The following is a 25,883-nucleotide window of genomic DNA, read 5'->3' on the forward strand; positions in this document are numbered from 1 at the left end:
CGTTTGACGGCTCGCTGAAAAACATCGCGCGCAAGCGCGCTCCCACAAGGTCTGCGAATGCCCTGTGGGAGCGCGCTTGCGCGCGATGGCGTGTCAGGCGACCTCGGCCCGCCGGCGGAGCACCGCCAGCGGCTGTGCCCAGACCGCGCCCGGTCGGCGCTTGCTCGTGACGAGCGTCAGCTCCGAGGGCTGGAACACGTTGACATTGTGCGTCGCCGGGGTGGTCAGGATGTACTGGGCGCGGGTGCTCTTGAGGAACGCGCCGACCTTGTCGATGTTGAAGATGTCGAGGTGGGCGAACGGTTCATCGATGAACACAAAGCCGCCGGGGCGGTCTTCGTCGCGCATCAGTGCGACGAGCAGGAGCAGCGACTTCATCACCTGCTGGCCGCCAGAGGCCTCGCCGTCGTCCATGCCGATCCAGCCCTTCTTGTCGAACTCGAAGCGCACGTGCAGCGCGGCCGAGGCAAGGGCGAGGTCGTCGTTATTGAGTTCGGGCAGATCGACTTCAACGCCGATGCCGGCGAGCTCGGCGAGGATCTTCAGGTTCTTCGCGTAGCGCCGCACGGTGTTGCGCAGCACATGGATATACGCCCCGCGCGCTTCATGCGTGATGCGGCCGGCGCGTTCGAGGTGCAGGCGGCGCTTCTCGAGATCGTGCTTCAGGCCTTCATGGTCGGCGCCGAGCTTCTCGCGCAAGGCGAGCACGCTGGGATCCTGTTCCCAATGGCCTTCTTCCAGCCGGCGCTCGACGCGATCCATCTCGCGGCGCACGGCGGCGGGGGATTCAAAGCGCTCGCGCAGCGCCGCGATGGCAGCGCGCGTGCGGTGCGCGAGCACGACGCCCTTGCGCTTCGCCCGGAACGCCTTGAGCCGCTCCACCTGCTCGCCGCGCGAGGTGTGGTACTGCCGCACGGAGTCCGCCAGCTGGTTCTGCACCGTGCGCTGTTCGCGCGCGGCGTTATCCCGGCCGTTGGAGGTCTTCAGGCGCTTCTCGCGCACGCCTTCGTAATACTGCTCGGCGGCGGCGTGGCTGTCGGCCGTGCGCTGGACGTCTTCCTGCAGGCGCGGCTGCTGCTCGCGTGCTTCGTTGAACTCTTCCGCACGATCGGCGAGCTGGCTGCTGGCGTTCGCGCCGCGCAGGATGCTCTCCGCATCGCCGGCCTGGGCCGAGGCGGTCTTGCGCTCGTCGGCGATGTCGCGCAGGCGGCCTTCGATCTCGCGCAGCTTCGCTTCGCCATCGCGCAGCTGGCGCTCGCGCGCGGAGGCGCCGAAATACATGTCATCCACGCCGAGGTGGCGGCCGCCGCGGCGCTCACGGAAATAACCCTGCGGCGTGATCCAGTCCTGGTCGCGGCCCAGCTTCGAACCCTCCGGCACGTCTTCCACGCGCTGGATGCGATCGAGGTTGCGCAGCAGCCAGTCCGGCGCGGCGGCGGAGAATTCGACCACTTCATGCAGTGAGCCAGCGACAGGCTTCTCGGCCGGCGCGCGGTCGGCGACGACGAAATGCTTGTAGCGCATCGATTCGCCGAGCTTCCAGGCTTTCTCGCGATCGCGCGGATCATCCAGCAGCACGACATGGCGATAGCCGGCGAGCACCGCTTCGACCGCCGGCTGCCAGCGCGGCTGGGTGATCTCGACGATCTCGCTGAGCATGCTGTGGCGGATGCCCGCGTCATCGAGCGCGCGGCGGAAAGCCGCCTCGAACTCAGGCGTGTAGCGACGGCCGCTGCGCCAGGCGGTGAGCTTGGTGGTGAGCGTGCCCAGTTCCTGGCGCAGGCCGGTCTCTTCCGTCTGCAGCGCATGCAGGCGGGCGCGCGCGTCGCGGGCGATGTCGGCGAGGCGCTCGTGGTCAGCGCCGTTCTGCGCGGCGACCATTTCACGCAGGCGATTCTCCTGGCGGATGACCAGGTCGTTCTGGGCGAGGGCAGCACGTGCCGCGTCGAGGCTCTTCTGCGTCGACTGGCGGGCGATGTCCGCCTCGTGCTGTTCGCCACGCAGCTGCTCGCCGGTGGCATCGAGCTCGCCGAGCTGGCGCGTCAGTTCGGCATCGCGCTGCTCCAGTTCCGCGACGCGGCGCTTCACGCCGTTCAGCGCCGGGCGGGCGCCACGCACGCTGGCGGCGAGGTCGGCGAATTCGGTACGCGGGAGCACTTCGGCAACGAGCGACACGCGCTCGTCCTTCAGCGCGTTCCATTCCTGGTAGGAACGGGCGCGCGCCTCGGCTTCCTGCAGGCTCACGCCGATGAGGGAAAGCTGGTGCTCCAGGCCGTGCTGTTCGCGGTCGGCCTCGGACTGTTCGTTGCGCGCGCGCTGGTAATCGTCGAGCACGGCCTTGTCGCCGAACACGTCGAAGACGAGGTCGAGCAGCGCCTTGGGCGGCAGCTGGCAGAGCTTGTCGGTCGCCCCCTGTTCCAGCGTGAGCACGCGGCGGATCGCCTGCGAGAGGCCGGCGCCCTCGAGCCGCACGCGGTACTCGCGCAGGCCGAGGAAGTCGTTGCGCGCCTCGATCTCTTCCACGCTGACGTCGCCGCCGAGCACGGCGTACTGGCGGGTCCACTCGCCACCCTTCTTCTGGATACGGCAGGCCAGGGTGACCTCGCGATCCATCAGTGGGAAGAACGGGCGCTCACCATTCGGGCCGGGGATGTTGCCGACCCGGGCGCGCAGCCACGCGAACGGCTTGCCGTTGTGGCGAAGGTAACTCTTGTAATCGCGGTTGCCCGCGCAGTCGATGGTCAGCAGCGTGCGCAGGGCATCGAGCAGCGTGGTCTTGCCCGAACCGTTCGGGCCCACGACGGTGACGATGTTGGTATCGAGCGGAAGGCTGAAGCGCTGCCAGTAATCCCAATGGACGACTTCGAGGCTGCGGAAATCAAACATCGTCGGTGGCCTCGGGATCGGTCTCGGTGTCGTACAGCGGCTCGTCGTCGGCCGTATCGGCGGGCGCGTTCGCCGCGCGCGACGCGGCATCGGCGAGCAGGTCGCCCAGCGCGCCATCGAGGATGCGCCGTGCGGTGCGCTCGTAATCGAAGGCGAGGTCGAGCAGCGGCCCTTCGGCTACTTCGCCCTTGCGGCGGATGATGAAGCCCAGGCGGTTCAGCGTGCCGAGGTTGAAGTTCACGCGCGTCTTGCCACCGAGCTTGTCGGCGAAGTCGGCGAGCAGGGTGCGCTCGGCGATGACCGGTGAGATCGTCGGGTCACGCGGAATGGGTTTTTCTTCCGCGAACATCTGCGACTGCGACGCGGCGGCCTCGATCTCCTGCCGCTCGACCTGGCGCTGGCGCTTGGGCAGAACGATCAGCGCCCAGATCACCACAAGCAGGGCGACGCCGTCGCGGTCGAGCTGCATGGTGTTGCTGATCCAGCTGTCGCTGCCGCCGAACACGGCGCGCTCGCTGCGCCGGGCGACGGCGAGGCCGATGTACGCGGCGTAAGGGTGTTCGCGCAGTTCCAGGCCGACCGCCTCGAGGCGGCGGTCCAGGTCTTCGCGGAAGGCCTCGTCGAGCAGCGCCTTGCGTGCCTGCACGTCATCGCGCGGCAGCCAGCGTTGCGCGAGCAGGCGGGTCACCAGGCTGGCGGTTTCGTCATGCATCGGGGGTGTCCTTCGCGGCGGTGCGCGGGCGCAGGCGCCCGGCGCTCACCAGCGCGATCTGGGGCAATTCGGGGTCGATCAGCACGGGGTCGATTTCCAGCGCGAGCGGCAGGCGGGCGAGGTCGGCGGTGCCGCCCTCCAGCGCTGCGGATTCAGGGTCGCCGAGCAGGCCGAGCAGGGAAAGACGGTAGGCGGACAATGCGTAATCGTTCGGGATCAGCGTCTCGGCGAGTTCGCGCGGCGCCACGATGGCGGCCAGTTCGGCGTGCCAGTCGTCGAGGTAACGCAGGTCTTCCTCGCCCATGGGCAGGTCGGCCGTATCGGGCGGTTCTTCAGCGCCCGGGAGCGTCGTGACTTCGGCCGCCAGGCGTTCGCGTTCCAGCAGCTCATATTCGGCGACGTCGAGCGCGATCTGGTCGTGCAGGAACGGCGCGGGCAGCGGCAGCGACAGCTGGCCCTCCTCGAACGAGGCAAGGGTGTCGATATCCTGCGCACGCAGCCAGCCGACCAGGTCCGACGACGACAGGCCGGTACGGCCCAGGTGCACGCGGTGCTGGTCGATCTTGTTGAGTTCGCGCTGGAACACGCCGGCCTGGCGCAGCAGCGCGCTTTGCGCGCGGCCGACGGCCTGCGCGAGGCGGTGCGCCACGGGCTCGAGTTCCTCGGCCTCGGTGATGGCGGCGACGATCTCGGTGCCTTTCTCCACCCAGGTCCAGACCGAATCGAGGCGTTCCGCGGCACGGCGGATGCGGTGTTCGGAGCCGGAGAGCACCGCGCGGTCGAAATCTTCCTTCAGCTCGGTGAGGCGCGAGAGCAAGTGGCCGAGTTCATCCGCGGAGACGCGGCCCACGGCCTGGCCGGCGGCGAGCTGCGCGGTGAGATAGCCGAGGCCATCGTCATCGTCGTTCTCGAACTCCAGCATGGTCGCCAGCGCACCCAGTGCCTTGCGGCCCATGGGGCCGACGCGGTAGCGCAGGGTTTCCGCGTCGTAGACCAGCAGGTCGTGGTCTTTCAGGCGCTGGACGACGGTCTCGAGCTTGACCGGGTCGACGAACGACAGGTGGTCGCGGATCTCCTGCGGCGCCCACTCGGTGGCATGCGTGCGCGCACCCAGCGTACGCAGCACGAGCAGGCGCAACAGCACCTGCGCCTCGCTGCCGTGGAACAGCGCGGAGAACGTGCGCAACAGGCTGCGCCCGCGCAGCAGCGGGAAGACGGTGGGGAGGTCCTCGGCGACGACGCCGTCGCGGAAGAGATCCTGCAGGCGTTCGTCGTGGACGGTGGTATCGGCTGGCCCGTTCAAGGTCAGCGACGGTCGACGCCGACGAAACGGAGGAATTCACCACGCGTGCGCGGATCCTCGCGGAAGCTGCCGAGCATCTGGCTGGTCACCATCGAGACGCCGCGCTTGTGCACGCCGCGCGTGGTCATGCACTCGTGGCTGGCATCGATCACCACGCCGACGCCGCGCGGGCGCAAGGTGTCTTCGATGCAATGCGCGATCTGCGCGGTCAGCTTCTCCTGCACCTGGAAACGGCGGGCGAAGCCATCGACCACGCGGGCGAGCTTGCTGATGCCGACCACGCGATCGGTCGGCACGTAGCCAACGTGCGCGCGGCCGATGATCGGGGCCATGTGATGCTCGCAGTGGCTCTCGAACTCGATGTCGCGAAGTACGATCATCTCGTCGTAGCCTTCCACTTCCTTGAAGGTGCGGCGCAGGTATTCCGCCGGATCCTCGTCGTAGCCCTTGAACCAGTCCGAATAAGCCTTGACCACGCGCTTGGGCGTGTCGAGCAGGCCTTCGCGCGTCGGATCTTCACCGGACCAGAGCAGCAGGGTGCGAACGGCCTCTTCAGCCTGCTCGCGGGTGACCGGACGGGACTTGGCGTCGTCGCTCATCGGGGTGGATTCCTCGGGCACGTAAGCAAACCGTCATTGTAACGCGCCTCAGTCCTCGGATTCGCCCTCAGGCTCGCCTTCCTCCGCCCCAGGCACCAGGTCCAGGAGCCGCTGGGTCTCGTCGCCGCCCAGGGTCTCCACGCCGCGCAGCTTGCGCTCGATCGCCCGGGTGCGGATCCCGGCGTTGTCGATGCTGTTGCGGACGGTGTCCAGCTGCTTGCGGGTCTTTTCCAGCACCACGCCGAACTTGCCGAACTCGTTCTTCACCGCGCCCAGCACCTGCCAGACCTCGGACGAGCGCTTTTCGATCGCCAGGGTCCGGAAGCCCATCTGCAGGCTGTTGAGCAGGGCGGTGAGGGTGGTCGGGCCGGCCACGGTGACCCGGTGGTCGCGCTGCAACTGGTCGGAAAGGCCCGGGCGGCGGATCACCTCGGCGTACAGGCCTTCTGTGGGCAGGAACAGGATGGCGAAGTCCGTGGTATGCGGGGGCGCCACGTATTTGGTCCGGATCCGCTTCGCTTCCTCTCGGACGCGCAGTTCCAGGGCCTTGCCGGCGCTGAGCACGCCCTCGGCGTCCGCGGCATCCTGCGCGTCGAGCAGGCGCTGGTAATCCTCGATCGGGTACTTGGCATCGATCGGCAGCCAGACCGGGGCGCCGTCCTCGGCGCCGGGCAGGCGGATGGCGAATTCCACGCGTTCGGCCGAACCGGGCACCGTCGCGACGTTGGCGTCGTACTGCTCGGCGACCAGGATCTGCTCGAGCAAGGCGCCCAGCTGCACTTCGCCGAAGGTGCCTCGGGTCTTCACATTGGTCAGGACGCGCTTGAGGTCGCCGACACCGGCGGCAAGGGCCTGCATCTCGCCCAGGCCGCGCTGGACCGCCTCGAGCCGCTCGGACACCAGCTGGAACGACTGGCCCAGGCGGGTCTCGAGGGTGGACTGCAGCTTTTCGTCCACGGTGGCGCGCATCTGCTCCAGCTTGGCCGCGTTGTCCTGCTGGATGGCGGCCAGCCGGGTTTCCAGCGTGCCGCGCATGTCGGCCATGCGCTTTTCGCTATCGGCGGAGAGCGCGGTGAAGCGCTGGTCGAGCAGCTCGCCGAAGTGCTTCAGGGTGAGGGCGGACTCCTCACGCGTCTTGCGGGCGTCATCCTGCATGCCCTGGCGCAGCGTCTGCAGGCCGAGGTCGGTGCGCTCGGTCAGCTGGTCGAGCCGGCGGCCGAAACCATCGATACGCTCGTGCTGGTGGGTGGCGGCGGCCTGCAGCTGATCCTGCACGTGGCCGCGGAACTGGCCGAAGCTCTCGCCCAGTTCGCCACGGCCGGCGCGCTGTTCGTCACGGAGGACACCTTCCAGGCGGAGGGTGTCTTCGCGCAGGGCGTCCAGTTTCGTGGCGCTGCCGTCATCGCGTGGTTTAGCGCGGGAGAGCAGGGTGAACAGCAGGGCGAGGCAGGCGATGCCGACGAGCAGCAGCGCGGCAAGCAGGGCGATTTCGAGATTCATGGGCGAGAGATTACCTGTAGGAGCGCGTGTGGGAGCGTGCTTGCACGCGATGGGTGCTCGCCGCGCCCAATCGCGCGCAAGCGCGCTCCCACAAGGGCAGTAGCGCAGCCAGCGTGCCGCTCCGGGGTCTCAGATCTCGCGATTGCCGACGATGACGACGTCGGCGCCGCGTTTGGCGAAGAGGCCGACGCAGACGATGCCGGTGATCTGGTTGAGCTGGGCTTCGAGCGCCACCGGGTCGGTGATGCGCCAGCCGTGCACGTCGATGATCCAGTTGCCGTTGTCGGTGGTGACGCCGTCGCGCCACACCGGCGTACCGCCCATGGCGGTGATCTCGCGGGCCACCAGGCTGCGCGCCATCGGGATCACTTCGATCGGCAGCGAGAACTTGCCCAGCACGTCGACCTGCTTGCTGGCATCGATGATGCAGACGAATTTGTCCGACGCCGCAGCGACGATCTTTTCGCGGGTGAGCGCCGCGCCGCCGCCCTTGATCAGACACTTGTTGCCGTCGCACTCGTCGGCGCCATCGACATAAAGATCGAGGCGGCCCGCGGCGTTCAGGTCCATGACGTCGAAGCCGAGCTTGCGCAGGCGTTCGCTGGAACCCTCGGAACTGGAAACGCAGGCCTTGATGTAATCGCGGTACTGCGGCAGCTCATCGATGAAGAAATTCACCGTGGATCCGGTGCCGACGCCGATGATGCGGTCCTTCGGACCGTTGCCCACGTACTTGAACGCGGCGGTTTCGGCGGCGAGGCGCTTCTCGTTGTCCTGGCTCATGCTTTTTCCAGCTTGAGGATGATGTCCCAGTCGTGCTTGGCGACAGGCATGACCGACAGACGGTTGCCCTTGCGCACCAGCGGCATCTCCGCGAGCGCGTCGAGGTTCTTCATTTCATCCAGCGAGATCGTCCGCTTGAACTTCCGCTCGAACTTCACATCGACCAGCATCCAGCGCGGCTCTTCACGCTTCGCCTTTTCGTCGTAGTACTTCGATTTCGGATTGAACTGGCTTTCGTCCGGGTACGCCGGCGACGCGACGGTCGCGATGCCGACGATGCCGGGGACATCCGTGTTCGAGTGGTAGAAGAAGATCTTGTCGCCCACCTTCATGCCATCGCGCATGAAGTTGCGTGCCTGGTAGTTGCGCACGCCATCCCACGGCTCGACGCCCTTGCGTTCAAGGTCATCGATGGAAAACGCGTCCGGCTCGGACTTCATGAGCCAGTATTTCATTCAGCGCCACCCGTGCAGTCGATCAGTTCCTTGTCCGTCGCGATGTAGTCGAGCTTGATGTCCCACTCGGCCGTTTCGATCGCATCGAGTTCCTGGAACGCATAGCCCACGCCCACGAGCAACGGCTGCGCCGGGCGCTTCTGCCCGCGGAGGAACTCGAAGCTGCGGTCGTAGTAGCCGCCGCCGAAACCCAGGCGATTGCCGTTACGGTCGAAGCCAAGCAGCGGCACCAGCACCAGGTCGAGCTTTTCGGCCTCGATGATGTGCGACGCGGCCTTGGGCTCGGGGATGCCAAGCTCGTTCGATTCCACGTCCTCGCCCGTGGTCCACGGGGCGAACGTAAGGCGCTTCTTGCCGGCGGTCTTGGTCACGATGGGCAGGTAGAAGGTCTGCCCACGCTCGGCCAGCGGGCCGATCGCCACGTTCAGCGGCAACTCGCCACCCGTGGCCCAGTAGCCGGCCACGTGCTTATCGGTAAGGAATTCAGGCAGTTGTTCCAGCGAATGGCGCAGGCCTGCGGCCGCGGCAACGCGCTCGGCGGGCTTGAGCTCGCGGCGGCGCTGGACAAGGTCGGCCCGCAGTTCACGTCTTTCGGGGAGCTTTGACATGGTCGTTCAGCCGAACGGCACGGTCTGGGCGCCCGTGAGCCGCCACGCCCGGTGCCGCGGGCAAGGCGCTGACCGGCCCCAGGCGGGGCCGGCCGGCAAAAGAAAGAGGCGTTCTCCGCGATGCCGCTGCGCACCAAACGACCTTGATCCAAAGGATCAGGTGGGAGAGCCACACGGTCTCAAGGCTTTCCGTACGAAGGCGGACATGCGCAACAACCGTGTATGGCCGACCCGGGGTCGTATGTAGGAACAAGGCAAATGTAAAGTGCGCTGGCGAGCACCGCAGGGAACGCCCGGTGGTTATTTTACCGAGGCGTCGAGCAGGCCATCAAGTTTTTTGCGCAGCGCGGCCAGTCCGTCGGTCAGGGACTGTTCCTGCGTGTTGTGCTGCCCGCGCAGCGAGAGCAGCTCGTGGGCGATGCTCACGGCCGCCAGTACGGCGATGCGGTCGAAACCAGGCACCTTCGCGCTGGATTTCAGCGCACGCATCTTGTCATCCAGGTAACGCCCGGCCGCCAGCAGGCCTTCACGCTCTTCGGGCGCGCAGGCAATGTGAAATTCGCGGTCGAGGAACCGCAGGGCGACGGGTTCGGAGGCAGGTGCGTTCATACGTGGATTCAACCCGTGTTCTCCAGCGCCTTCAGGCGCTGGATCATGGCTTCGACGCGGCTGCGGGCCTGCTCGTTGCGCGCCATCAGGCTCGCACGCTCATTGGCCAGTTGTTCCTGGCTGTGGCGCAGGCTGCGGTTCTCCTCCGTCAGGCGACGGACGGTATCGACGAGCCGGTCGAGCGTGGCGCTCAGGGCTTCCAGTTCGGTCTTGAAGGCATCCGGGTTCGTCATGCGCGGACTATAACAGGGCTTCGCGAGTTGTCAGCAGGCCGTGAAGCGTAATTCCTCCACGTGACAGCTGGCCGGGTGGATTAGACTTAAAGGCGATTCTTGAGGAGTACGCGCCATGTCGGCCAACCAGACCGTCGACCCCGAAGACATCGCCGAACTGATCGGGCGCTGCAACCTGGGGACCACCGTCAGCGAGTTCCACGGCTCGCTCGTCGGTTACATCAGTGCCGGCGGCACGTTTCCGGCCGGTAACGTGCTGGACGCATTGAAACTCGAGCCGGATCCGGCGCTTACCACGGAAGAAACCGCGACGCTGTTGCGCCTGCGCCACCAGACGGAGGAATGGCTCGCGGATACCGACCTGAGCTTCATGCCGTGGATCCCCGATGACGAGGCCCCGCTGCACGAGCGCGTCGAAGGCCTTGCCGACTGGACGCGCGGCTTCCTCGGCGGTTTCGGCCTGGGCGGATCGCCCGAGGCGGCGAAGAAGCTGAGCGAAGACGCCCGTGAAATCCTCCGCGACATGGCCACCATCGCTTCGACCGAGGTCACCCTCGATGAGGATGTGGAAGGCGACGAGGATTCCCTCACCGAGCTGGAGGAATACGTGCGCGTCGGCGCGCTGACCCTGCATGCGGAAATGGCCCCGCGCCAGGAACCGGCCAGCGATACCCTGCATTGATCGCGGCGGCGGAATACGCCCGGCGGCGCCGGGAGCTGATGCGCATGGCCGGCGAGGATGCCGTACTGATCCTTGCCGCCGCGCCGGAGCGCATGCGCAACGCGGACGCGCCCTGGCCGTACCGGCAGGATTCCGACTTCCATTACCTCACCGGGTTTGACGAACCGGAGGCCGTGCTGGCCTTGCTGCCTGGCCGCGCGCATGGCGAGACGGTCCTGTTCTGCCGCGAGCGCGATGCCGACCGCGAGCGCTGGGATGGCGAGCGCATGGGCACCGACCGTGCGGCGCGCGAACTCAGGCTCGATGACGCGTTTCCGATCGACGATATCGACGACATCCTGCCCGGGATGATCGAGGGCAGGGCGCGGGTGTACTGCCATTTCGGCCAGGAACCCGACTTCGATGCCCGCCTGCTCGCCTGGATGCGCCGCCTGCGTACCGCGCGCGGCGGTGGCGTCGTGCCGAAGGACCTGGTGGCCCTGGGCCACCTGCTGCACGACCTGCGCCTGTTCAAGTCACGCGACGAACTGGCCCTGATGCGTCGTTCGGCCGAGGTGGCCGGCGCCGCGCACCTGGCCGCCATGGCCATGGCCCGCCCTGGCGTGGCCGAATACGAGATCGAGGGCGAGATCCTCCGCACCATCCGCAGCCGCGGCGCCGTGCCGGCCTTCCCGCCGACCATCGCCGGGGGTGCCAACGCCTGCATCATGCATTACCAGGCCAATCGCGCCGTCCTCAAGGCGGGTGACCTGCTCCTGGTCGATGCCGGCGCCGAGGTCGAGTGCTACGCCTCGGACATCACCCGCACCTACCCGGTGGACGGCACGTTCTCACCGGAGCAGCGCGCGCTATACGACATCGTGCACGAGGCCCAGCTCGCCGCGATCGATGCGGTACGGCCCGGGCGTTCCTTCGCTGATTCGCATGAGGCGGCCGTGCGCGTGATCGCTACCGGCCTCTGCGCGCTCGGCCTGCTCAAGGGCGGCGTCGACCGCGTGATCGCTGAAGGTACCTACAAGGCGTACTTCCCCAGCAAGACCGGCCACTGGCTCGGGCTGGACGTGCACGACGTCGGCGACTACCGCATCGACGGCGAACCGCGCGTCCTCGAGGAAGGCATGGTGCTCACCGTGGAGCCCGGCATCTACATCCCGCCGGGCGACAAGGGCGTGGCCGAGCGCTGGCGCGGCATCGGCATCCGCATTGAGGATGACGTTGTGGTGACCCGGGGCGCGCCCGAGGTCATGACGGCGATGGTGCCAAAGGACCCCGCGGCGTTTTGATCTGTGGGAGCGTGCTTGCACGCGATGGGTGCTTGCGGGAAGCCCCATCGCGCGCAAGCGCGCTCCCACAAGGTCGCTCCCTACTTCGCGCTGACCTTCGGGTCTTTCTTCTGGTGGGCGGCGTCGTCGGCGTTAACTTCGAACCACATCGCGTTGAGGATGGCGAAGGTGCAGGCCAGGCCAAGGCCGAGGATCCAGGCGAAGTACCACATGGTGTGTTTTCCTCCTTCAGTACATGTGGTGCGATTTGCGCACCTGTTCGAGGCTGACCCGGCCGCGCATCACGCGGAACACCCAGGTCGTGTAGAGGATGATGATTGGCAGGAAGAACGCGACCAGGCACATCATCAGGAACAACGTGCCCTGGCTCGACGAGGCATCCCACACCGTCAGGCTCGAGCGCGGATCCACCGACGATGGCATCAGGAACGGGAACAGCGCGAAACCCGCGGCGCAGATGGTGCCCGCCACCGACAGGCAGCTGCTGAAGAAGCCCAGGAAGCCCTGGCGCGACACGAACAGCTGCACGCCGAGCGCGCCCACGAAGGCCACGACCGGTGCGGCCCAGAACCACGGGTGGGTGAGATACCCCGCGAACCACGAGGCACCGACCGCAACCTGCTTCGTCAGCGGGTTCGAGATGCCGTCCGTGACGACCGGCCCAGCCACCGCATAACCCGGGATGCCGTACGCCAGCCAGATGCCGGCCAGCACGAACAGCACGACGTACACGAGCGACATCACCCGGGCGATCACCGCCGCACGCGCTGCGATGCTCACATCGGCTTTCATCGACACCCATGCCGCGCCGTGGGTCAGCAGCATGCTCAGGCTCACCAGGCCGCACAGCAGCGCGAACGGGCGGAACAGTTCGAAGAAGCTGCCATCCCAGGCCATGCGCAGGTCGGCGTCGTAATGGAACGGCAGGCCGAGGAACAGGTTGCCGAACGCCACGCCGCACACTGTCATGACGATGACGCCCGACGCGACCAGCCCGTAATCCCAGGTGCGCGTCCAGTGCGTGTTCTCCACCTTCTCGCGGAAGTTGAAGCCCACCGGCCGGACGATGAAGGCCAGCAGCAGGATGAACATCGCCACGTACAGCCCGGAGAACGATGCCGCGTAGAGCAGCGGCCACGCGGCGAACACCGCACCGCCGCCGAGGACGAACCACACCTGGTTGCCCTCCCACGTCGGCTCGATCGTCTCGAGCAGCACATGGCGTTCGTGTTCATCGCGGCCCAGCACACGCAGCAGCGCGGCGACGCCGAAGTCGAAGCCATCCATGATCGCGAACGCGCTGAGCAGCACGCCGATCAGGGCCCACCAGATCACACGGAGTGTTTCGTAATCAAGCATGGCGCGTGCTCCTTCAGGCCGCCTGGGCCGTGGCGGGGAGGGGCTCGGGCGAAGGTGGCCACATGCCGAGGCCATCCGGTCCCTTCTTCGCGAACTTCACCATCAGGTAACCGTCGATCACGGCCAGTGCCGTGTAGAACAGCACGAAGCCGCCGAGCGAGATCCAGACCTGGCCGGGCGCGAGCGCCGACGCGCCCATGGCGGTCGGCAGCACGCCCTCGATCGCCCACGGCTGGCGCCCGTACTCGGCGACGATCCAGCCGAGCTCCGCGGCCACCCAAGGCAAGGGCATGCTCCATAGCGCGACGCGGAGGAAGCGGCGCCCCTCGAGCCGACGCTTGCTGGCGCGCCAGAACGCATAAGCGAACAGCGCGATGAACCAGAGTCCGCAGGCCACCATGAGGCGGAACGACCAGAACAGCACCGGCACATTGGGAATGGTGCTCTCGGCCGCACGTTCGATATCGGCCGGGGTCGCCTTGCGCGGGTCATCCATGAATCGCTTCAGCAGCAGCGCATAGCCCATGTCCTTGTCGTGCGCAGCGAGGATCGCTTTCGCCTGCGCATCATCCTTGTTCTCACGCAGCACCAGCATGGCGTCGTAGGCCTTGATGCCATCGTTGATGCGCACCTTGGCTTCATCGACCAGCGAGTGGATGCCGAGGATGGGTTCATCGATGGAACGCGTCCCGATCAGGCCCATGACCCAGGGCACGCGGATCGCGGCATGCGTTTCGCGCTTCGCCACGTCGGGGAAGCCGAACAGCGTGAACGACGCGGGCGCGGGTTCGGTCTCCCACATGGCCTCGATCGCGGCCATCTTCATCTTCTGGTTTTCCGACACGGTGTAGCCCGACTCATCGCCCAGTACCACGACGGACAGCGAGGCGGCGAGGCCGAAGCTGGCCGCCACCGTCATCGAGCGCTTGGCGAAATCGATGTTGCGCCCGCGCAGCAGGTACCACGCGCTGATCGAGAGCACGAACATCGCGCCCATCGTGTAGCCCGCGCTCACCGTATGCACGAACTTGGCCTGGGCCACCGGGTTGAAGATCACGTCGCTGAACTTCGTGACCTCCATGCGCATGGTCTGCGCGTTGAACGCCGCACCGACCGGGTTCTGCATCCAGCCGTTGGCGATCAGGATCCACAGCGCGGAAAGCGAGGTCGCGAAGGCCATGAACCAGGTGGCGATCATGTGCTTCAGCGGCGTGGTGCGCTCCCAGCCGAAGAAGAACACGCCTACGAGGGTGGACTCGAGGAAGAAGGCCATCATGCCTTCGATCGCGAGCGGCGCGCCGAAGATGTCGCCGACGTAGTGTGAGTAGTAAGCCCAGTTCGTGCCGAACTGGAACTCCATGGTGACGCCGGTGGCAACGCCCATGGCGAAGTTGATGCCGAACAGCACGCCCCAGAACTGGGTCATGCGTTTCCATATCTCGCGCCGGGTCATCACGTACACGCTCTCCATGATGGCGAGCATGAAGGCGAGGCCCAGCGTTAGCGGTACGAACAGGAAGTGATAAAGCGCCGTCAGCGCGAACTGCATGCGTGACAGGCCGACGACTTCGGGGTCGACGACGATCATGGCTTGGTTTCCTGGGTGGATGCGGAAGCGGGGGCGAGCGCGCGGCTGACGCCTGCGGGCGAGACGTCCGCGCGCGGCAGGGGCCGGATGGCGATGTACCAGATGAGCATCAGCAGGGCGAGCTTGGCGACGACGATCACCGAGAGCTCGAGGGCAAGCCTCGGCAGCGGTTTGTCGCGCCAGCGCGGGCGCCTTGTTGGGACGTCGACATCCATGGGTGCGACTCCGGCAATGGTCTGGGAACAACTGCGGGAAGCTTATGCCTGCATGTTCACTGGCGACCGATGGCCGATTGTCGCAGTGGCCCGACCGCGATTCTTGCGCGTACTACCCCTGGGGCCGAGCATACGCCAGTTTTCGCGTGGGATAAGGGGGCGCGGGGGAGGGCGGTGCGGGAGGCACGGGGACGGCATGCGGCTTTACGCCACGTGCCGTCCTTGCCGGAAGTGCGGCTGCCTTGGGGGCCGGGGCGGGCGCCATCGCGTGCAAGCACGCTCCCACAAGAAGCAGCCAGGCTGTCGTGGGAGCGCGCTTGCGCGCGATGGTGTTACGACAACGCCGCGAACGCGTCGCGCGTCATGTTCTCCGGCTCGCCGGTGGTGCAGACGACATCGTCCTCGATGCGGATGCCGCCGTACTTGCGGAAGGCATCGACCTTGTCCCAGTTCACTTCATTCGCGACGGGCTTCTGCTTCAGCTCGGCCAGGAGCATGTCGATGAAGTACAGGCCCGGCTCGATCGTGACGACCATGCCCGGCTCGAGGTTGCGGGTGAGGCGCAGGTACGGATGGCCCTCCGGCCGGGCGATCGTGCCGCCGGCGTCGGAGGCGTGGAACCCGGCGACGTCATGCACCTGCATGCCGATGCCATGGCCAAGGCCATGCGGGAAGAACGCGGACGTCACGCCCGATTCCACGGCGCTTTCCGCGCTCATGCGGATGAAGCCATGCTCACGCAGTACACCGCCGATCACGTGGTGCGCGTGGACGTGCAGCTCCGGGTAGTTCTGCCCGGCGCGCACCTTCGCCACGAAGGAGCGCTCCGCGGCATCCATCGAATCGATCAGCGCCTGGAATTCCCCGGCGTTCTTACCCGCGTAGGTGCGGGTGATGTCGCTGGCGTAACCCGATGCGCTCGCGCCGGCATCGATCAGGAACGAGCGGCTCTCCGCGGGCGGGGTGCGGCCGAAGTGCGTGTAGTGCAGGATCGCGGCGTGCTCGTTGAGGCAGACGATGCTGGCATACGGCAGCTCGGCATCGGTCTGGCCCACGGCAGCGAGGTACGCCTGGTGGATGCCAAGCTCGCTGGCGCCGGCACGGAAGGCCTGCTCGGCGGCGCGGTGGCCACGCACGCCGCGGCGGCTGGCCTCGCGCATCAGTTCCAGCTCATACGGCGTCTTGTACGCGCGGTGGTAGTGCAGGTAATCCAGCACGGCCGGCGGGTTGTTCGGCTTCACCTCGTCGGCGCCGCAGTACTGGTCGCCGATCACCGCGCAGCGCGACAGCATGGCCGGCAGCTCGGCGATGGCATCGGCCGGCTTGCGCACGGTGACGATATCGAAATGGTCCACCCAGTAACCGGTCGGCGCTTCGGGCACCACGTGCCAGTAATCGTGCGGCTGCAGGAACACCAGCTTCGGCTTGTGGCCCGGCGTGTAGACGAGCCAGCTGCCCGGGGCATCCACCAGCGGCAGCCAGTGCTTGAAGTGCGGATTCACCGTGAACGGGTAATCCAGGTCATCCATGAACTTGGTGATCGGGCGGCCGGCCGGGACGATCAGGTGGTCGAAGCCGCCCCGTGCCAGGGCGACATCGGTGCGTTCGCGCACGGTGGCGAGGTGCTGCGGATAAAGCGCGGCCAGCGCGTCGTTCATGGGGAATCTCCGGGGACGTGGGGTGGGGCAGCCCCTAATGGTGCGCCTCCCCGGGGCCCGAGCCAACCCCTGACATGTGGGAGCGCGCTTGCGCGCGATCGCGCGCAAGCGCGCTCCCACAAGAGCCGATCAGACGGACGAGAAGACCACCGTGTAGTCCGTGGCCAGGTCGCCGAGGCGCTGGCGGAGGGCCATGGCGGCGTGGTTGCCGGGCTCGGTGAACGCGCGCAGGTGGACGCCGTGCAGGCTGATCGCGAAGTGGCCCACCGCGAAATCGTGGCCGGGCGAGCGCCGGGTGGTGAGCGGCGTCCAGGTCGAGCAGTTGGGGCAGGCGACGAAGGCCGAATCCGGCGAGTCGCTCCACACGGCCAGCGCCTCTTCCAGCGCGTCACTGCCGTCGTCGCCGGGCGAGAGCGGGGCAAGGCACTGCGGGCAACGGATGGTGAAACTGCCGTCGTAGCGGCAGAAAATCCCGTTCTCCGGGCCGCCCTCGACCATCTCGGCCGCCTGGCCGTCCAGGCGCCAGTAGTGGCCGCTGGCGTGCAATCCGATCGCCGTGATGCCGGTTTCCTCGACCAGGTGCCGGTCCAGGATCTCGAAGCGCGTATCCGTCCCGCGCAGGGGCAGCGGCTGCCCCGCCACGCCGGTGGCGCCAGCGAACGGCAGCGGTGAAATCGTGCCATCGGCGGCAAGCCGCAGGTACAGCTCCATCGCCGCGGCCGCGGCGTCGTCGCGGTCGAGCTCGGTATCAACGAGAAGTGTGGTGGGCTGGCTCATCGTGGGGATGGTGGCCCGTGGGGCCACCGGGGTAAAGCGCCGCCGCGGGCCGCCGTTCAGTTCAGTCGGCCGGTGGCCCGATCCACTCGTCGATGGCGCGCACGTCATCCTCGCTGCCGGAGATGATCCGGTAGCCGGACCAGAACTGGCCGGCGGAGGCGGCGGGCTCGTGCCATTGCTCCTGGATACCGATGACCACCGCGTGTTCGCGATGCTGGGCATCGGGCAGCTGGAAGGTCACCTGGTGCACGGCACCGGTTCGCGGTGCGCGCGTGCCCAGCAGCATCATGCCGGTGGCCGACAGGTTGCCGAGCTGGCCGAGCACGGCGTCGGTCATGACATCGACCACGGGCATCGGCGAGGAGGCGCGCTTGCGCGGGGCGCGGCGCTGTTCGAATTCATTCTTCATGCGTGGCCTGCCATGCGTTCACTCATCCGCTCGCGGCGCAGGGCACGCGCGACCGCTTGCCAGGCGCGATCGATCAGCGGGACACGTTCCTCGCGCCATTCGCGCGCTTCGCCGCTGGAGATCATGCGGGCCAGCCGGGTGAGGTCGAGATCGTCGGTGCGCGCACCGCGCTGATTCACGAACAGGCAACGCCCCGTGGCTGGCGAGAACCACGCGAGCTTGCGCCGCACGACCTCGCCATCCGGCTGGGTGAACTCGAACCAGGTGCCGAAGCGCAGGCTCGCGAAGCCGTCGTAGATCGCGCGCGCCGCCGTATCCAGCGGCGTGGGCTCCACCGGCGCGACCGGCTCACCGTGCGCGGTGCCTTCGCCCAGGCGCGGGCGCTGTTTCAGGCGCATCGCCACGTCGGTGGCGGTGGGTGTCTCGTCGCTCTGGCGTTCCTGTGCCGGCTCGAACAACCCCGCGGCGACCTGCGCGGCCTCCGAGGGATGCATGCCGAGGTGTTCCAGCCCGCGCTCCACTTCCTGGCGCAGCTTCGCCTTGTCGGTCACCGGGCGGCGGCCAAGCAGCTGGTCGGTCACGCCGAGGCAGTGCAGGTAGGCCTCGCCGGTCTCGCCGCCACGCAGGATATGCAGGGCGAGCACGTCCGCCCAGGTCCGCTCGAGCAGGATGCGCAGGACCCCGCGCGGTGCCTGGCCGGCGACCATGCGCTCGCCCATCACTTCGCCCGCCCGCTGGCGCGCGCGCTCCAGGCGGTCGCGACCTTCCATCGCCTCGATCTGGCGGCGCTCGGCGACGTGCGCCTTGCGCGACAGCTGCGCGATCTGGGTTTCGATATCCGCGCGCCATGCCGGGTCGATCACCTGCGCGACGCTGGCATCGACGACCAGGCGCTCCAGGCGGTCGAGCAGGGCGGTATCCGGCTCGCCTTCGGCCGGGTCGAGCCAGTGGTGGGCGGCCTCGCTGACGGTGTTCAGCAGCTGCCGGGCCGGGTGTTCCGGCTGGTCGAAGAAGCCGCGGTCGTTCACCGCCGCGCGCAGCATCGGCCACTGCAGGCCACCCAGTACGCGGCGGCCCGCGCTCTCGGCGGCCATCTGCTGCCCCAGGTTCTGGAACAGCATGGCCGTGAGCTCGACCGTATCGCCCTGTTCCAGGGTGAGTTCGGCGAGCGGCGAGCCCGCCGGGCGGCCACGGTTGAGCTGAGCGAGCAGCTCGTCGCGAAGGGCGCCGGCGCTTCGGATCTCGCGCTGCGCGGCATCGGTTACGTCGCTGACATGGCCCTGCAGGGCCAGCAGCGCGGTCTGCAATTCATCATCGGACGCGAGGCGGCCCGGCGAGAAGCCGGCGCCACGGCCCGTCTGGGCACGCTGCGAGAGCAACTGGCGCAGGCTTTCAAGGACGCCGATATTGCCTTCCGGCGTCGCGCCGCCCTGGCCGCCGCCGCCCGCACCGGCACCGCCCGTGCCAGCGCCAGCACCGCCGGCACCACCACCCACCCCACCTTCGGCGGAGCCGGGCTCGCCCGGGCGACCGCGGCGCTCGCCGGCGGGGGCGCTCGTGACGCGGACGTTCGGGTACACGCGGAAGCCTGGCAGGACGCCGCGCGTCCGGTAATGCTCGTTCAGCGCACCGTAGAAGGCCTCGGTGTGGCCCAGGACGCGCGCATCGACGGCCTGGAACAGGACCAGCCGGTGCGCGGGCACCAACGGCATGTTCTCCATCGCCGCCTGCAGCGCGGCGGTCAGCGCACGCGGGCCGGCGGGCAGGGCTTCACCTTCGAGCGGCGGTGTGCCGGCGAGGACCGCCAGCCGGTAGCCCAGCTCGAACAGGCTGCTGGCGCTGCGTGCCTCCGCGCGGGCGGCCATGCTGGACAGGGCGTCGGTCTGCTCCTGTTCCTCCGGATCCACCAGGCTCAGGTTCAGGCCGCCGTACTCGTTTGCCGAGGGGCGGTTATCCCCCGTATCGCCCAGCCGGCGGAAGCGCTCGGAGAGGTGCGCGGCGAAGCGGTTGCGGAACGCCGGGCCCTCGCGCTGGACGATGCCACGGCTCTCGAAGCAATCCTGCTGCTCGAGGTGGTTACGGCTGCTTTCGGCGACGGCGAACATGCGCTGGTCGAAATCGCGCAGTGCCTCGCGCAGCGGCATGTCCAGCCAGGTAAGGCACAACGACAGACCCTGCTGCGCCTCGCGTTCGGCACGCGGCGAAAGGGCGACGGGATACGGTCCCGTCCGACCGAACGGCGGCGTGCCAGGATTCATGAGCTAGGCCCCTCCCCGGCCTTGGGCGCAAGTTTAGACGGCCATCCGTCTCCTGCGCCAGCGTGACGTGGTCGGCATCCGGACTAAGGCAAATGGTGTAGGTCTCGCCGGGCCGGAGACGCGGGCTCAGGCCATGAATACTTCGATGACGTCATTGAGGAAGCGCTGGCCCAGCGCGGTGGTGCGCAGGGTGTCCGGGTCGCCCTCGATCCAGCCACGGCGGCGGCCCTCGGCCAGGCCGGCGGCGATGGCCTCGGCCGGGAGCCCGGTGCGCTCGGCGAAGTCGGCCATGGGCACGCCATCGATAAGACGCAGGGCATTGAGCATGTATTCGAACGGCAGGTCGTCGGCGGCGACGGTGCTGTCGCCACCGATGCGGCCGGGGCCGGCCGCCGACGAAAGGTAGGCCGCGGGCAGCCGGGTCTTCCAGCGGCGGCGGACCCCTTCGGGCCCGCTCACCTTGCCGTGCGCGCCGGCGCCGATGCCGAGGTAATCGCCGAAGCGCCAGTAATTAAGGTTATGGGCACAGCGGCGGCCGGGCAGGGCGTAGGCCGACACCTCGTACTGGCCGTAACCGCCCGCGGCCAGCCGATCCTGGCAGGCTTCCTGGATCGCCCAGGCCGCATCGTCATCCGGGAGCGGCGGCGGGTTGGCGGCGAATGCCGTGTTGGGTTCCAGTGTGAGCTGGTAATGCGAGATGTGGGTCGGCCGGAGCGCCATGGCCTTCTCAACATCATCGAGGGCGCCCGCCAGGTCCTGCTGGGGTAGCGCGTACATCAGGTCGATATTGATGTTGTCGATGCCCGCATCCTGGGCCTGCTTCACGGCATCGGCGGCCTCGTGCGCGGAATGGATCCGGCCGAGCCGGTGCAGCTTATCGTTATCGAAGCTCTGCACGCCGAAGGAGATCCGGTTCACCCCGGCAGCCAGGTAGCCATCGAAGCGGCCGTGCTCGACCGTACCCGGGTTCGTTTCCAGGGTCACTTCCGCGCCCGCCGCGAACGGCAGCCGCTCGCGCGCGCCATCGAGGAAGCGCCCGATCAGCTCGGGGGTGAACAGGCTCGGCGTGCCGCCACCGAAGAACACCGAGTGGATGGGGCGCCTGGCGATCGCGCCGCCGAAGTCACGCAGGTCCGCGTCCATGTCGGCCAGCAGCGTATCCACGTACGCCGCGTACTCGGGCGTGCCGCGCACGCCATGCGAATTGAAATCGCAGTACGGGCATTTGCGCACGCACCAGGGCATGTGCACATAAAGCGACAGCGGCGGCGGAAGCAGGCTCATGCGAGTTCGGCGAAGCGCGCCTTGAGCACGTCCAGCGCCTGGCCGCGGTGGCTCAGGCGGTTCTTCAATGCCGGCTCGATCTCCGCGGCGCCCAGGTCGGAACCGTCGGGCAGGAACAGCGGGTCATAGCCGAAGCCGCCCTCGCCACGCGGGCCTTCCATGATCTTGCCGTGCCAGCGGCCTTCGGCGATCAGCGGTGCCGGATCGTCGGCGTGGCGCAGCAGCACCAGCACGGCGATGAAGTAAGCGGTGCGCTTCTCCATGGGCACGCCATCGAGCTCACGCAGCAGCTTCGCGTTGTTGGCGGCGCTGTCGCCGTGCACGCCGGAGTAACGCGCCGCATACAGGCCGGGAGCACCATCGAGCGCATCGACGCAGATGCCCGAATCGTCGGCGAGCGCCGGCAGACCGGTCGCGCGCGCGGCATGCCGCGCCTTGATCAGCGCGTTTTCCACGAAGGTGAGGCCGGTTTCATCGGCGTCGGACACGCCAAGTGCCGTCTGCGGCACGAGCTCCACGCCGCTGCCGGCGAGGAGCTGTTCCAGTTCGACGACCTTGCCGGCATTGCCGGAGGCGAGGACGATGCGCATCACAGGCCTTCCGCGAAGGCGGGTGCGTAGTTCACGCGGCCCTTGTAGCCTTCGAGGCCGCTGATGGTGAGCGGCAACACCTGGAACGCGTTGCCGCCTTCGAACGCATCGTGCAGTTCATGCGCCGATGCCTTGGAGAAGCCGAACTGCGCGTAATACGCCGGCGAGCCCAGCACGAACACCGCGCGGGCATCCGCGACGAAGCAGGCGCCGATGCCTTCCTCGATCAGCGCATGGCCGACGCCCTGGCGCTGGTGATCCGGCAGCACGGCGATCGGGGCGAGGCCCAGGGCCTTGCCGTCGTCACCGGTCTCGATCGTGAGCGGGGAGAACAGCACGTGGCCGATCACGGTCTCATCGTCGTCGACCGCGACCAGCGAGATGCTCGCGTGGCCGGCGTCGACGAGGCGGCGCACAAGGTCACCCTCGTTGGGGCGACCGAACGCGGCGTGGTGCACGGCGACGATCGCGTCGAGGTCGGCGGGCGTGGCGGCGCGGATGTCGGTCATGGCGCGATCCCCAGGGCGGTGCGCTGCGCCACCACCAGTTCGTTGATGCCCTTGGTCGCCAGGTCGAGCAGCGCGTTCATTTCATCGCGGCGGAATGCGTGGCCCTCGGCCGTGCCCTGCACCTCGATGAAACCGCCGCCGTCGTTCATCACGACGTTCATATCGGTATCGCAGTTGGAATCTTCCGCGTAGTCCAGGTCGAGCACCGGCACGCCCTGGTATACGCCGACCGACACGGCGGCGATCGCGCCCATGATCGGGTTGCGCTTGATCGCCTTGCGCTCGAGCAGGGTGCCCACGGCATCGACCAGCGCGACGTACGCGCCGGTGATCGCCGCGGTGCGGGTGCCGCCATCGGCCTGGATCACGTCGCAATCCAGGGTGATCACGCGCTCGCCCAGGGCGGCGCGGTCGACGCAGGCGCGGAGCGAGCGGCCGATCAGGCGCTGGATCTCCATGGTGCGACCACCCTGGCCGCCACGCGCGGCTTCGCGCTGGGTGCGGTCGGTGGTGGCGCGGGGCAGCATGCCGTACTCGGCGGTGACCCAGCCCTCGCCCTTGCCACGCAGCCACGGCGGGACGCGCTCTTCCACCGAGGCGGTGCAGAGCACCTTGGTATCGCCGAAGCTGACGAGGACGGAGCCCTCGGCGTGGCGCGTGTAATGGCGTTCGATGGTGACGGTACGCAGCTGGTCGGCAGCGCGGGCGCTCGGTCGGGAGAAGGTCATGTGGGGCCTGGGTTGGGCGCGGGCGGTGGGTCAGTTTACCATTGCCTCCTTTCCCCACGCGCGAGCGAGCCTCCCATGATCCGTAGCATGACCGCTTACGCCTCCGCCGAGCGCGCGGGCCCGTCCGGCACGCTCACCTGCGAGCTGCGCACCGTGAACCACCGCTACCTCGAGATCAGCCCCCGGCTGCCCGAGGACCTGCGCAGCTTCGAAAGCGCCCTGCGTGAGCGCATCGCCACGAAGCTGTCACGCGGCAAGGTGGACGTGACCGTCCGGTTACGCAGCGAGCAGGGCAACGCCGACGGCCTGCGGATCAATGGTTCCGTGCTGTCGCGGCTCTCCGAGCTGGCGCTCGACCTGGAGCAGCGCTTCCCGCGGATGAACATCGAGTTCACCGAACTGCTTCGCTTCCCCGGCGTGCTCCAGCAGCCCGAGGCGGATGCCGATGCCCTGCAGGCCGCCCTGCTCGATGTCGTGGACCGCGCGCTCGATGCGCTCTCCGATACCCGTGGCCGCGAAGGTGAAAAGCTCGGCGAGATCCTGCGCGAGCGCCTCGATGGCATCGAGAAGATCGTGGGCGATGTCCGCGGCTGGCTGCCGGACATCCGCACCGCCTTGCGCGCACGCCTCGAAACCCGCCTCGCCGATGTCCGCCAGCCCGCCGAACCGGGCCGCCTGGAGCAGGAACTGGTGCTGCAGATCACGCGCATCGACGTGGACGAAGAACTCGACCGCCTGAAGACCCACATCAGCGAAGCCCGCCGCGTACTGGCGCTGAAGGAACCCGTCGGCCGCCGCCTCGATTTCCTCATGCAGGAATTCAACCGCGAAGCCAACACGCTGGGTTCGAAGTCGGTGGACTCGCGTACGACCAATGCCGCCGTGGAGCTCAAGGTGTTGATCGAGCAGATGCGGGAGCAGGTGCAGAATATCGAGTAAGGCTGCGCGAAGTCATCGTGGCCATTAGGGCGATATTGACGCCCGGACGATGTCGGCAACTACCTCACCGGCGCGCTTTCGCGATGCCCATATGATTCATTATGGCTCCCAGCTCCTCGACGTGCGTACGCGCAGCGTCGAGTACGGCGCGATCGTACCGTTCTCGGAGGTATCGCGGTTCGTGTGCTTCGCATCCAATGATGTCGTAAAAGCGCTTCTTTAGATCTCTTGTTGAGCCGGCGCACGGGTGACCTGCGATCTTCAGTAGTGTTGCTTCGAAGCAAGGGGTCGACTCAACGACCAGGATGCTATGGTCCCTGGCGCGCCTCCGATCGTGATCCTCCCAGCAGGTGTCGTTGTCCACGACCACGACAACCTTGTCGTAGGGGATGGCGGTCATGCTTCTGATTGCGTGTTCGAGAACGTGGCGCGCTCCTTTGCCATTGGCGTTCTTGATGGTGACGGCCCGTCCCAGGCCCGCTTCATAGGTCATCTTCACGTGACGCATGAATGCAACTTCGGCATCCCCTTCACAGACAATCAGCAAGGTGACCTTGACGGCTCGTTTGATCGGTGACGGCCTGGTCATAGATTCGGAACCGCTCCATAGGCACCGGACATGTACTTTGCATACAGGTTGTCCTGGCTGCGCACGCCCGACATTGAATCGAGGCGCCACGCTGTGCTCTCACACCTTGTCTTCTCAACGAGAAGTACCTGCGATTTGCCGAGCAGGTGCAGGACTTCGGCGGAATGGCAGGTGAAGAGGATCTGCGCCTTATTCGGGTTTGTGCGCGGATTAGCAAACAGGTCGAGCAACGGTTCCAGCATGTGAGGATGCATGTCGCTCTCGAGTTCATCGATGACGGCAATACCTCCCGTCGAGAGGATGCTCAGGAACCGACCGAGATTGATAAATGCCGTGCGGGTGCCGTTCGACTCTTCTGACATGGGGAGCTCATAGCGTTCGCCATTCACCTCGTGAATGCCGTAAGGAATAAGCCTCACCGGTGGCTTGACATCGTCGGGGATCGAGCCGGGTGGCAGCTCCATCGGGCGTTCGCGAATTTCGATGCCAGACAGGCCAAGGTCCCAACTGCTGAGTAGGCTTTCCATGCCGGTGCGCAGATCCTCCTTTTCCATGAAAAAGCGCGTAGCCATCTCGCCGAACAGATCGGTCTGTATGCGGCCAGACACACTCAGGTTTGTCGAAATGTTGATCGCGGCGAGGCGCTGCGCCACCTCGACGCCGTACTGCGCCGCGGTTGAAATCAGTGACGCGTTCTCCCTTACCTTTCTGGCTTCCGAGGGCAGGAAACCGAAGGACTTTTGGCGAATGACATATTCGGACGTCGTTGGATCCCAATCGCGGACGAAGACGTACGAAAAGCCCGCATTCTTGCGCGCAGGCTTTTGGTAAAGCGCCTCGTGCAGGACGCGCTGCGACGTGGCGCGAAGAACATAGCGCCATAGGACGCCATCTTCGTCATCCGCCTCCACCTCGAACTCGGAGGGTTCCTCGGGCGCAGTGAAATGGGGCTTGATGGGGATCTTCGAATTGACGGGCGTCTGGAACGAGCCGGAAATGAACCAGCAAAGGAACGCCAGGGGTTTCAGCACGGAGGTCTTTCCGGCGCCATTGGCTCCGACGACGGCCATGGCCGTCGCAAGGCGCTGGCCAGATTCCGAGATGGTGTCCCAGCCTGTGCTTGTCGCCTTGTCGGTCATCCGCAGCGACACGTCGACCCGCTGGCGGAAGCTCAGGTAGTTGGTGCAACTGAAGGAGTGCAGCATGGCGGGCTTCGATCGAGAGAGAGGGGTCCGAATATCTCATAACTTTCCGTAATCGACAAAAAATCGTCGATTTGCCTGATATGTGCGATTTTGAGCGGGCCGCCTGGGTCTCAGATTTTCCT

General features: G+C 67.1%; 27 protein-coding genes and 1 other RNA gene. 3 read left to right on the top strand and 25 right to left on the bottom strand.

Annotation, left to right across the window (positions count from 1 at the left end):
• Nucleotides 1-93 precede the first annotated feature (93 nt).
• The 11 genes from ACZ6YI_RS10005 to ACZ6YI_RS10055 form a co-directional block, all read right to left on the bottom strand.
• A complete protein-coding gene (locus ACZ6YI_RS10005) occupies nucleotides 94-2,886 on the bottom strand; it encodes an AAA family ATPase (RefSeq protein WP_465778512.1) in 2,793 nt (930 codons plus the stop codon).
• Nucleotides 2,879-3,598 (bottom strand): hypothetical protein, encoded by a 720-nt coding sequence (locus ACZ6YI_RS10010; protein WP_465778513.1) that lies wholly within the window; start codon nucleotides 3,596-3,598, stop codon nucleotides 2,879-2,881. The genes ACZ6YI_RS10005 and ACZ6YI_RS10010 overlap by 8 nt, the downstream gene beginning before the upstream one ends.
• Complete coding sequence (locus ACZ6YI_RS10015; protein ID WP_465778514.1) at nucleotides 3,591-4,901, bottom strand: hypothetical protein; 1,311 nt, start codon at nucleotides 4,899-4,901, stop codon at nucleotides 3,591-3,593. The genes ACZ6YI_RS10010 and ACZ6YI_RS10015 overlap by 8 nt, the downstream gene beginning before the upstream one ends.
• A 2-nt stretch (nucleotides 4,902-4,903) precedes the next feature.
• Nucleotides 4,904-5,500 (bottom strand): GTP cyclohydrolase I FolE, encoded by a 597-nt coding sequence (gene folE, locus ACZ6YI_RS10020; RefSeq protein ID WP_331641818.1) that lies wholly within the window; start codon nucleotides 5,498-5,500, stop codon nucleotides 4,904-4,906.
• A 48-nt stretch (nucleotides 5,501-5,548) separates the two neighbouring features.
• Nucleotides 5,549-7,000, bottom strand: coding sequence for a DNA recombination protein RmuC (locus ACZ6YI_RS10025; RefSeq protein WP_465778515.1), 1,452 nt, complete (start codon nucleotides 6,998-7,000; stop codon nucleotides 5,549-5,551).
• Between the two features lie 129 nt (nucleotides 7,001-7,129).
• Nucleotides 7,130-7,783, bottom strand: coding sequence for a ribose-5-phosphate isomerase RpiA (gene rpiA, locus ACZ6YI_RS10030; RefSeq protein WP_465778516.1), 654 nt, complete (start codon nucleotides 7,781-7,783; stop codon nucleotides 7,130-7,132).
• Complete coding sequence (locus ACZ6YI_RS10035; RefSeq protein ID WP_440329072.1) at nucleotides 7,780-8,238, bottom strand: EVE domain-containing protein; 459 nt, start codon at nucleotides 8,236-8,238, stop codon at nucleotides 7,780-7,782. The genes rpiA and ACZ6YI_RS10035 overlap by 4 nt, the downstream gene beginning before the upstream one ends.
• On the bottom strand, nucleotides 8,235-8,846 hold the full coding sequence (locus tag ACZ6YI_RS10040) for a 5-formyltetrahydrofolate cyclo-ligase (protein WP_440329074.1): 612 nt from the start codon (nucleotides 8,844-8,846) through the stop codon (nucleotides 8,235-8,237). Before ACZ6YI_RS10040 ends, ACZ6YI_RS10035 begins: the two co-directional genes overlap by 4 nt.
• A 108-nt stretch (nucleotides 8,847-8,954) precedes the next feature.
• A non-coding RNA gene (gene ssrS, locus ACZ6YI_RS10045) (6S RNA) lies at nucleotides 8,955-9,138 on the bottom strand.
• 8 nt (nucleotides 9,139-9,146) lie between these two features.
• Nucleotides 9,147-9,455 (bottom strand): cell division protein ZapA, encoded by a 309-nt coding sequence (locus ACZ6YI_RS10050; protein WP_440329076.1) that lies wholly within the window; start codon nucleotides 9,453-9,455, stop codon nucleotides 9,147-9,149.
• 8 nt (nucleotides 9,456-9,463) lie between these two features.
• The gene (locus tag ACZ6YI_RS10055) at nucleotides 9,464-9,688 is read right to left on the bottom strand and encodes a TIGR02449 family protein (RefSeq protein WP_247329781.1); all 225 of its coding nucleotides are present in this window, start codon (nucleotides 9,686-9,688) and stop codon (nucleotides 9,464-9,466) included.
• Nucleotides 9,689-9,803: 115 nt separating this feature from the next.
• On the opposite strand from ACZ6YI_RS10055, the gene ACZ6YI_RS10060 reads away from it, so the two are divergent.
• Nucleotides 9,804-10,370 carry a UPF0149 family protein gene (locus ACZ6YI_RS10060; protein WP_440329078.1) on the top strand — a complete coding sequence of 189 codons (567 nt, stop codon included), beginning with the start codon at nucleotides 9,804-9,806 and terminating at the stop codon, nucleotides 10,368-10,370.
• A 44-nt stretch (nucleotides 10,371-10,414) separates the two neighbouring features.
• Nucleotides 10,415-11,653: an aminopeptidase P N-terminal domain-containing protein gene (locus tag ACZ6YI_RS10065; protein ID WP_465778517.1), complete on the top strand. Its 1,239-nt coding sequence runs from the start codon at nucleotides 10,415-10,417 to the stop codon at nucleotides 11,651-11,653.
• Between the two features lie 80 nt (nucleotides 11,654-11,733).
• Here the strand turns inward: ACZ6YI_RS10065 and cydX are convergent, their stop codons facing one another.
• The 12 genes from cydX to rph form a co-directional block, all read right to left on the bottom strand.
• Complete coding sequence (cydX, locus tag ACZ6YI_RS10070; protein WP_465778518.1) at nucleotides 11,734-11,865, bottom strand: cytochrome bd-I oxidase subunit CydX; 132 nt, start codon at nucleotides 11,863-11,865, stop codon at nucleotides 11,734-11,736.
• A 16-nt stretch (nucleotides 11,866-11,881) separates the two neighbouring features.
• A complete protein-coding gene (gene cydB, locus ACZ6YI_RS10075) occupies nucleotides 11,882-13,012 on the bottom strand; it encodes a cytochrome d ubiquinol oxidase subunit II (protein WP_465778519.1) in 1,131 nt (376 codons plus the stop codon).
• A gap of 13 nt (nucleotides 13,013-13,025) precedes the next feature.
• The gene (locus ACZ6YI_RS10080; protein WP_465778520.1) at nucleotides 13,026-14,600 is read right to left on the bottom strand and encodes a cytochrome ubiquinol oxidase subunit I; all 1,575 of its coding nucleotides are present in this window, start codon (nucleotides 14,598-14,600) and stop codon (nucleotides 13,026-13,028) included.
• Nucleotides 14,597-14,815, bottom strand: coding sequence for a cytochrome oxidase putative small subunit CydP (cydP, locus tag ACZ6YI_RS10085; RefSeq protein ID WP_440329086.1), 219 nt, complete (start codon nucleotides 14,813-14,815; stop codon nucleotides 14,597-14,599). The genes ACZ6YI_RS10080 and cydP overlap by 4 nt, the downstream gene beginning before the upstream one ends.
• 332 nt (nucleotides 14,816-15,147) lie before the next feature.
• Nucleotides 15,148-16,473 carry a Xaa-Pro dipeptidase gene (gene pepQ / locus ACZ6YI_RS10090; protein WP_465778521.1) on the bottom strand — a complete coding sequence of 442 codons (1,326 nt, stop codon included), beginning with the start codon at nucleotides 16,471-16,473 and terminating at the stop codon, nucleotides 15,148-15,150.
• 129 nt (nucleotides 16,474-16,602) lie between these two features.
• Nucleotides 16,603-17,250, bottom strand: coding sequence for a hypothetical protein (locus ACZ6YI_RS10095; RefSeq protein WP_465778522.1), 648 nt, complete (start codon nucleotides 17,248-17,250; stop codon nucleotides 16,603-16,605).
• Nucleotides 17,251-17,311: 61 nt separating this feature from the next.
• Nucleotides 17,312-17,659, bottom strand: coding sequence for a PilZ domain-containing protein (locus tag ACZ6YI_RS10100; protein ID WP_440329091.1), 348 nt, complete (start codon nucleotides 17,657-17,659; stop codon nucleotides 17,312-17,314).
• Nucleotides 17,656-19,917: a DUF1631 family protein gene (locus tag ACZ6YI_RS10105; protein WP_465778523.1), complete on the bottom strand. Its 2,262-nt coding sequence runs from the start codon at nucleotides 19,915-19,917 to the stop codon at nucleotides 17,656-17,658. The genes ACZ6YI_RS10100 and ACZ6YI_RS10105 overlap by 4 nt, the downstream gene beginning before the upstream one ends.
• 126 nt (nucleotides 19,918-20,043) lie before the next feature.
• Nucleotides 20,044-21,201 (bottom strand): radical SAM family heme chaperone HemW, encoded by a 1,158-nt coding sequence (hemW, locus tag ACZ6YI_RS10110; RefSeq protein WP_465778524.1) that lies wholly within the window; start codon nucleotides 21,199-21,201, stop codon nucleotides 20,044-20,046.
• On the bottom strand, nucleotides 21,198-21,791 hold the full coding sequence (gene rdgB, locus ACZ6YI_RS10115; protein ID WP_440326908.1) for an RdgB/HAM1 family non-canonical purine NTP pyrophosphatase: 594 nt from the start codon (nucleotides 21,789-21,791) through the stop codon (nucleotides 21,198-21,200). The genes hemW and rdgB overlap by 4 nt, the downstream gene beginning before the upstream one ends.
• A complete protein-coding gene (locus ACZ6YI_RS10120) occupies nucleotides 21,791-22,300 on the bottom strand; it encodes a GNAT family N-acetyltransferase (RefSeq protein ID WP_440326910.1) in 510 nt (169 codons plus the stop codon). The genes rdgB and ACZ6YI_RS10120 overlap by 1 nt, the downstream gene beginning before the upstream one ends.
• On the bottom strand, nucleotides 22,297-23,028 hold the full coding sequence (rph, locus tag ACZ6YI_RS10125) for a ribonuclease PH (protein ID WP_440326911.1): 732 nt from the start codon (nucleotides 23,026-23,028) through the stop codon (nucleotides 22,297-22,299). Before rph ends, ACZ6YI_RS10120 begins: the two co-directional genes overlap by 4 nt.
• Before the next feature lie 75 nt (nucleotides 23,029-23,103).
• Here rph and ACZ6YI_RS10130 point away from each other — a divergent pair, with 75 nt between their 5' ends.
• Nucleotides 23,104-23,967 carry a YicC/YloC family endoribonuclease gene (locus ACZ6YI_RS10130; RefSeq protein ID WP_465778525.1) on the top strand — a complete coding sequence of 288 codons (864 nt, stop codon included), beginning with the start codon at nucleotides 23,104-23,106 and terminating at the stop codon, nucleotides 23,965-23,967.
• A gap of 64 nt (nucleotides 23,968-24,031) precedes the next feature.
• On the opposite strand, the gene ACZ6YI_RS10135 is transcribed toward ACZ6YI_RS10130, so the two are convergent.
• Together ACZ6YI_RS10135 and ACZ6YI_RS10140 are read right to left on the bottom strand one after the other, a co-directional pair.
• Nucleotides 24,032-24,556 carry an RloB domain-containing protein gene (locus ACZ6YI_RS10135; protein ID WP_465778526.1) on the bottom strand — a complete coding sequence of 175 codons (525 nt, stop codon included), beginning with the start codon at nucleotides 24,554-24,556 and terminating at the stop codon, nucleotides 24,032-24,034.
• On the bottom strand, nucleotides 24,553-25,761 hold the full coding sequence (locus tag ACZ6YI_RS10140) for an AAA family ATPase (protein ID WP_465778527.1): 1,209 nt from the start codon (nucleotides 25,759-25,761) through the stop codon (nucleotides 24,553-24,555). Before ACZ6YI_RS10140 ends, ACZ6YI_RS10135 begins: the two co-directional genes overlap by 4 nt.
• Nucleotides 25,762-25,883 lie beyond the last annotated feature (122 nt).

The organism is Luteibacter sp. NPDC104163, from assembly GCF_055584245.1.

What these genes read in the sequence shown, in the direction of transcription:
- ACZ6YI_RS10010 (WP_465778513.1), bottom strand. Translation starts at nt 3,598, where the DNA reads ATGCATGACGAAACCGCCAGCCTGGTGACCCGCCTGCTCGCGCAACGC.
- rdgB (WP_440326908.1), bottom strand. Translation starts at nt 21,791, where the DNA reads ATGCGCATCGTCCTCGCCTCCGGCAATGCCGGCAAGGTCGTCGAACTG.
- cydX (WP_465778518.1), bottom strand. Translation starts at nt 11,865, where the DNA reads ATGTGGTACTTCGCCTGGATCCTCGGCCTTGGCCTGGCCTGCACCTTC.
- ACZ6YI_RS10065 (WP_465778517.1), top strand. Translation starts at nt 10,415, where the DNA reads ATGGCCGGCGAGGATGCCGTACTGATCCTTGCCGCCGCGCCGGAGCGC.
- ACZ6YI_RS10135 (WP_465778526.1), bottom strand. Translation starts at nt 24,556, where the DNA reads ATGACCAGGCCGTCACCGATCAAACGAGCCGTCAAGGTCACCTTGCTG.
- cydP (WP_440329086.1), bottom strand. Translation starts at nt 14,815, where the DNA reads ATGGATGTCGACGTCCCAACAAGGCGCCCGCGCTGGCGCGACAAACCG.
- ACZ6YI_RS10120 (WP_440326910.1), bottom strand. Translation starts at nt 22,300, where the DNA reads ATGACCGACATCCGCGCCGCCACGCCCGCCGACCTCGACGCGATCGTC.
- ACZ6YI_RS10055 (WP_247329781.1), bottom strand. Translation starts at nt 9,688, where the DNA reads ATGACGAACCCGGATGCCTTCAAGACCGAACTGGAAGCCCTGAGCGCC.
- rpiA (WP_465778516.1), bottom strand. Translation starts at nt 7,783, where the DNA reads ATGAGCCAGGACAACGAGAAGCGCCTCGCCGCCGAAACCGCCGCGTTC.
- ACZ6YI_RS10025 (WP_465778515.1), bottom strand. Translation starts at nt 7,000, where the DNA reads ATGAATCTCGAAATCGCCCTGCTTGCCGCGCTGCTGCTCGTCGGCATC.
- folE (WP_331641818.1), bottom strand. Translation starts at nt 5,500, where the DNA reads ATGAGCGACGACGCCAAGTCCCGTCCGGTCACCCGCGAGCAGGCTGAA.
- rph (WP_440326911.1), bottom strand. Translation starts at nt 23,028, where the DNA reads ATGACCTTCTCCCGACCGAGCGCCCGCGCTGCCGACCAGCTGCGTACC.
- hemW (WP_465778524.1), bottom strand. Translation starts at nt 21,201, where the DNA reads ATGAGCCTGCTTCCGCCGCCGCTGTCGCTTTATGTGCACATGCCCTGG.
- ACZ6YI_RS10040 (WP_440329074.1), bottom strand. Translation starts at nt 8,846, where the DNA reads ATGTCAAAGCTCCCCGAAAGACGTGAACTGCGGGCCGACCTTGTCCAG.
- ACZ6YI_RS10060 (WP_440329078.1), top strand. Translation starts at nt 9,804, where the DNA reads ATGTCGGCCAACCAGACCGTCGACCCCGAAGACATCGCCGAACTGATC.
- ACZ6YI_RS10130 (WP_465778525.1), top strand. Translation starts at nt 23,104, where the DNA reads ATGATCCGTAGCATGACCGCTTACGCCTCCGCCGAGCGCGCGGGCCCG.
- pepQ (WP_465778521.1), bottom strand. Translation starts at nt 16,473, where the DNA reads ATGAACGACGCGCTGGCCGCGCTTTATCCGCAGCACCTCGCCACCGTG.
- ACZ6YI_RS10080 (WP_465778520.1), bottom strand. Translation starts at nt 14,600, where the DNA reads ATGATCGTCGTCGACCCCGAAGTCGTCGGCCTGTCACGCATGCAGTTC.
- ACZ6YI_RS10140 (WP_465778527.1), bottom strand. Translation starts at nt 25,761, where the DNA reads ATGCTGCACTCCTTCAGTTGCACCAACTACCTGAGCTTCCGCCAGCGG.
- ACZ6YI_RS10005 (WP_465778512.1), bottom strand. Translation starts at nt 2,886, where the DNA reads ATGTTTGATTTCCGCAGCCTCGAAGTCGTCCATTGGGATTACTGGCAG.
- ACZ6YI_RS10100 (WP_440329091.1), bottom strand. Translation starts at nt 17,659, where the DNA reads ATGAAGAATGAATTCGAACAGCGCCGCGCCCCGCGCAAGCGCGCCTCC.
- ACZ6YI_RS10050 (WP_440329076.1), bottom strand. Translation starts at nt 9,455, where the DNA reads ATGAACGCACCTGCCTCCGAACCCGTCGCCCTGCGGTTCCTCGACCGC.
- ACZ6YI_RS10035 (WP_440329072.1), bottom strand. Translation starts at nt 8,238, where the DNA reads ATGAAATACTGGCTCATGAAGTCCGAGCCGGACGCGTTTTCCATCGAT.
- cydB (WP_465778519.1), bottom strand. Translation starts at nt 13,012, where the DNA reads ATGCTTGATTACGAAACACTCCGTGTGATCTGGTGGGCCCTGATCGGC.
- ACZ6YI_RS10095 (WP_465778522.1), bottom strand. Translation starts at nt 17,250, where the DNA reads ATGAGCCAGCCCACCACACTTCTCGTTGATACCGAGCTCGACCGCGAC.
- ACZ6YI_RS10105 (WP_465778523.1), bottom strand. Translation starts at nt 19,917, where the DNA reads ATGAATCCTGGCACGCCGCCGTTCGGTCGGACGGGACCGTATCCCGTC.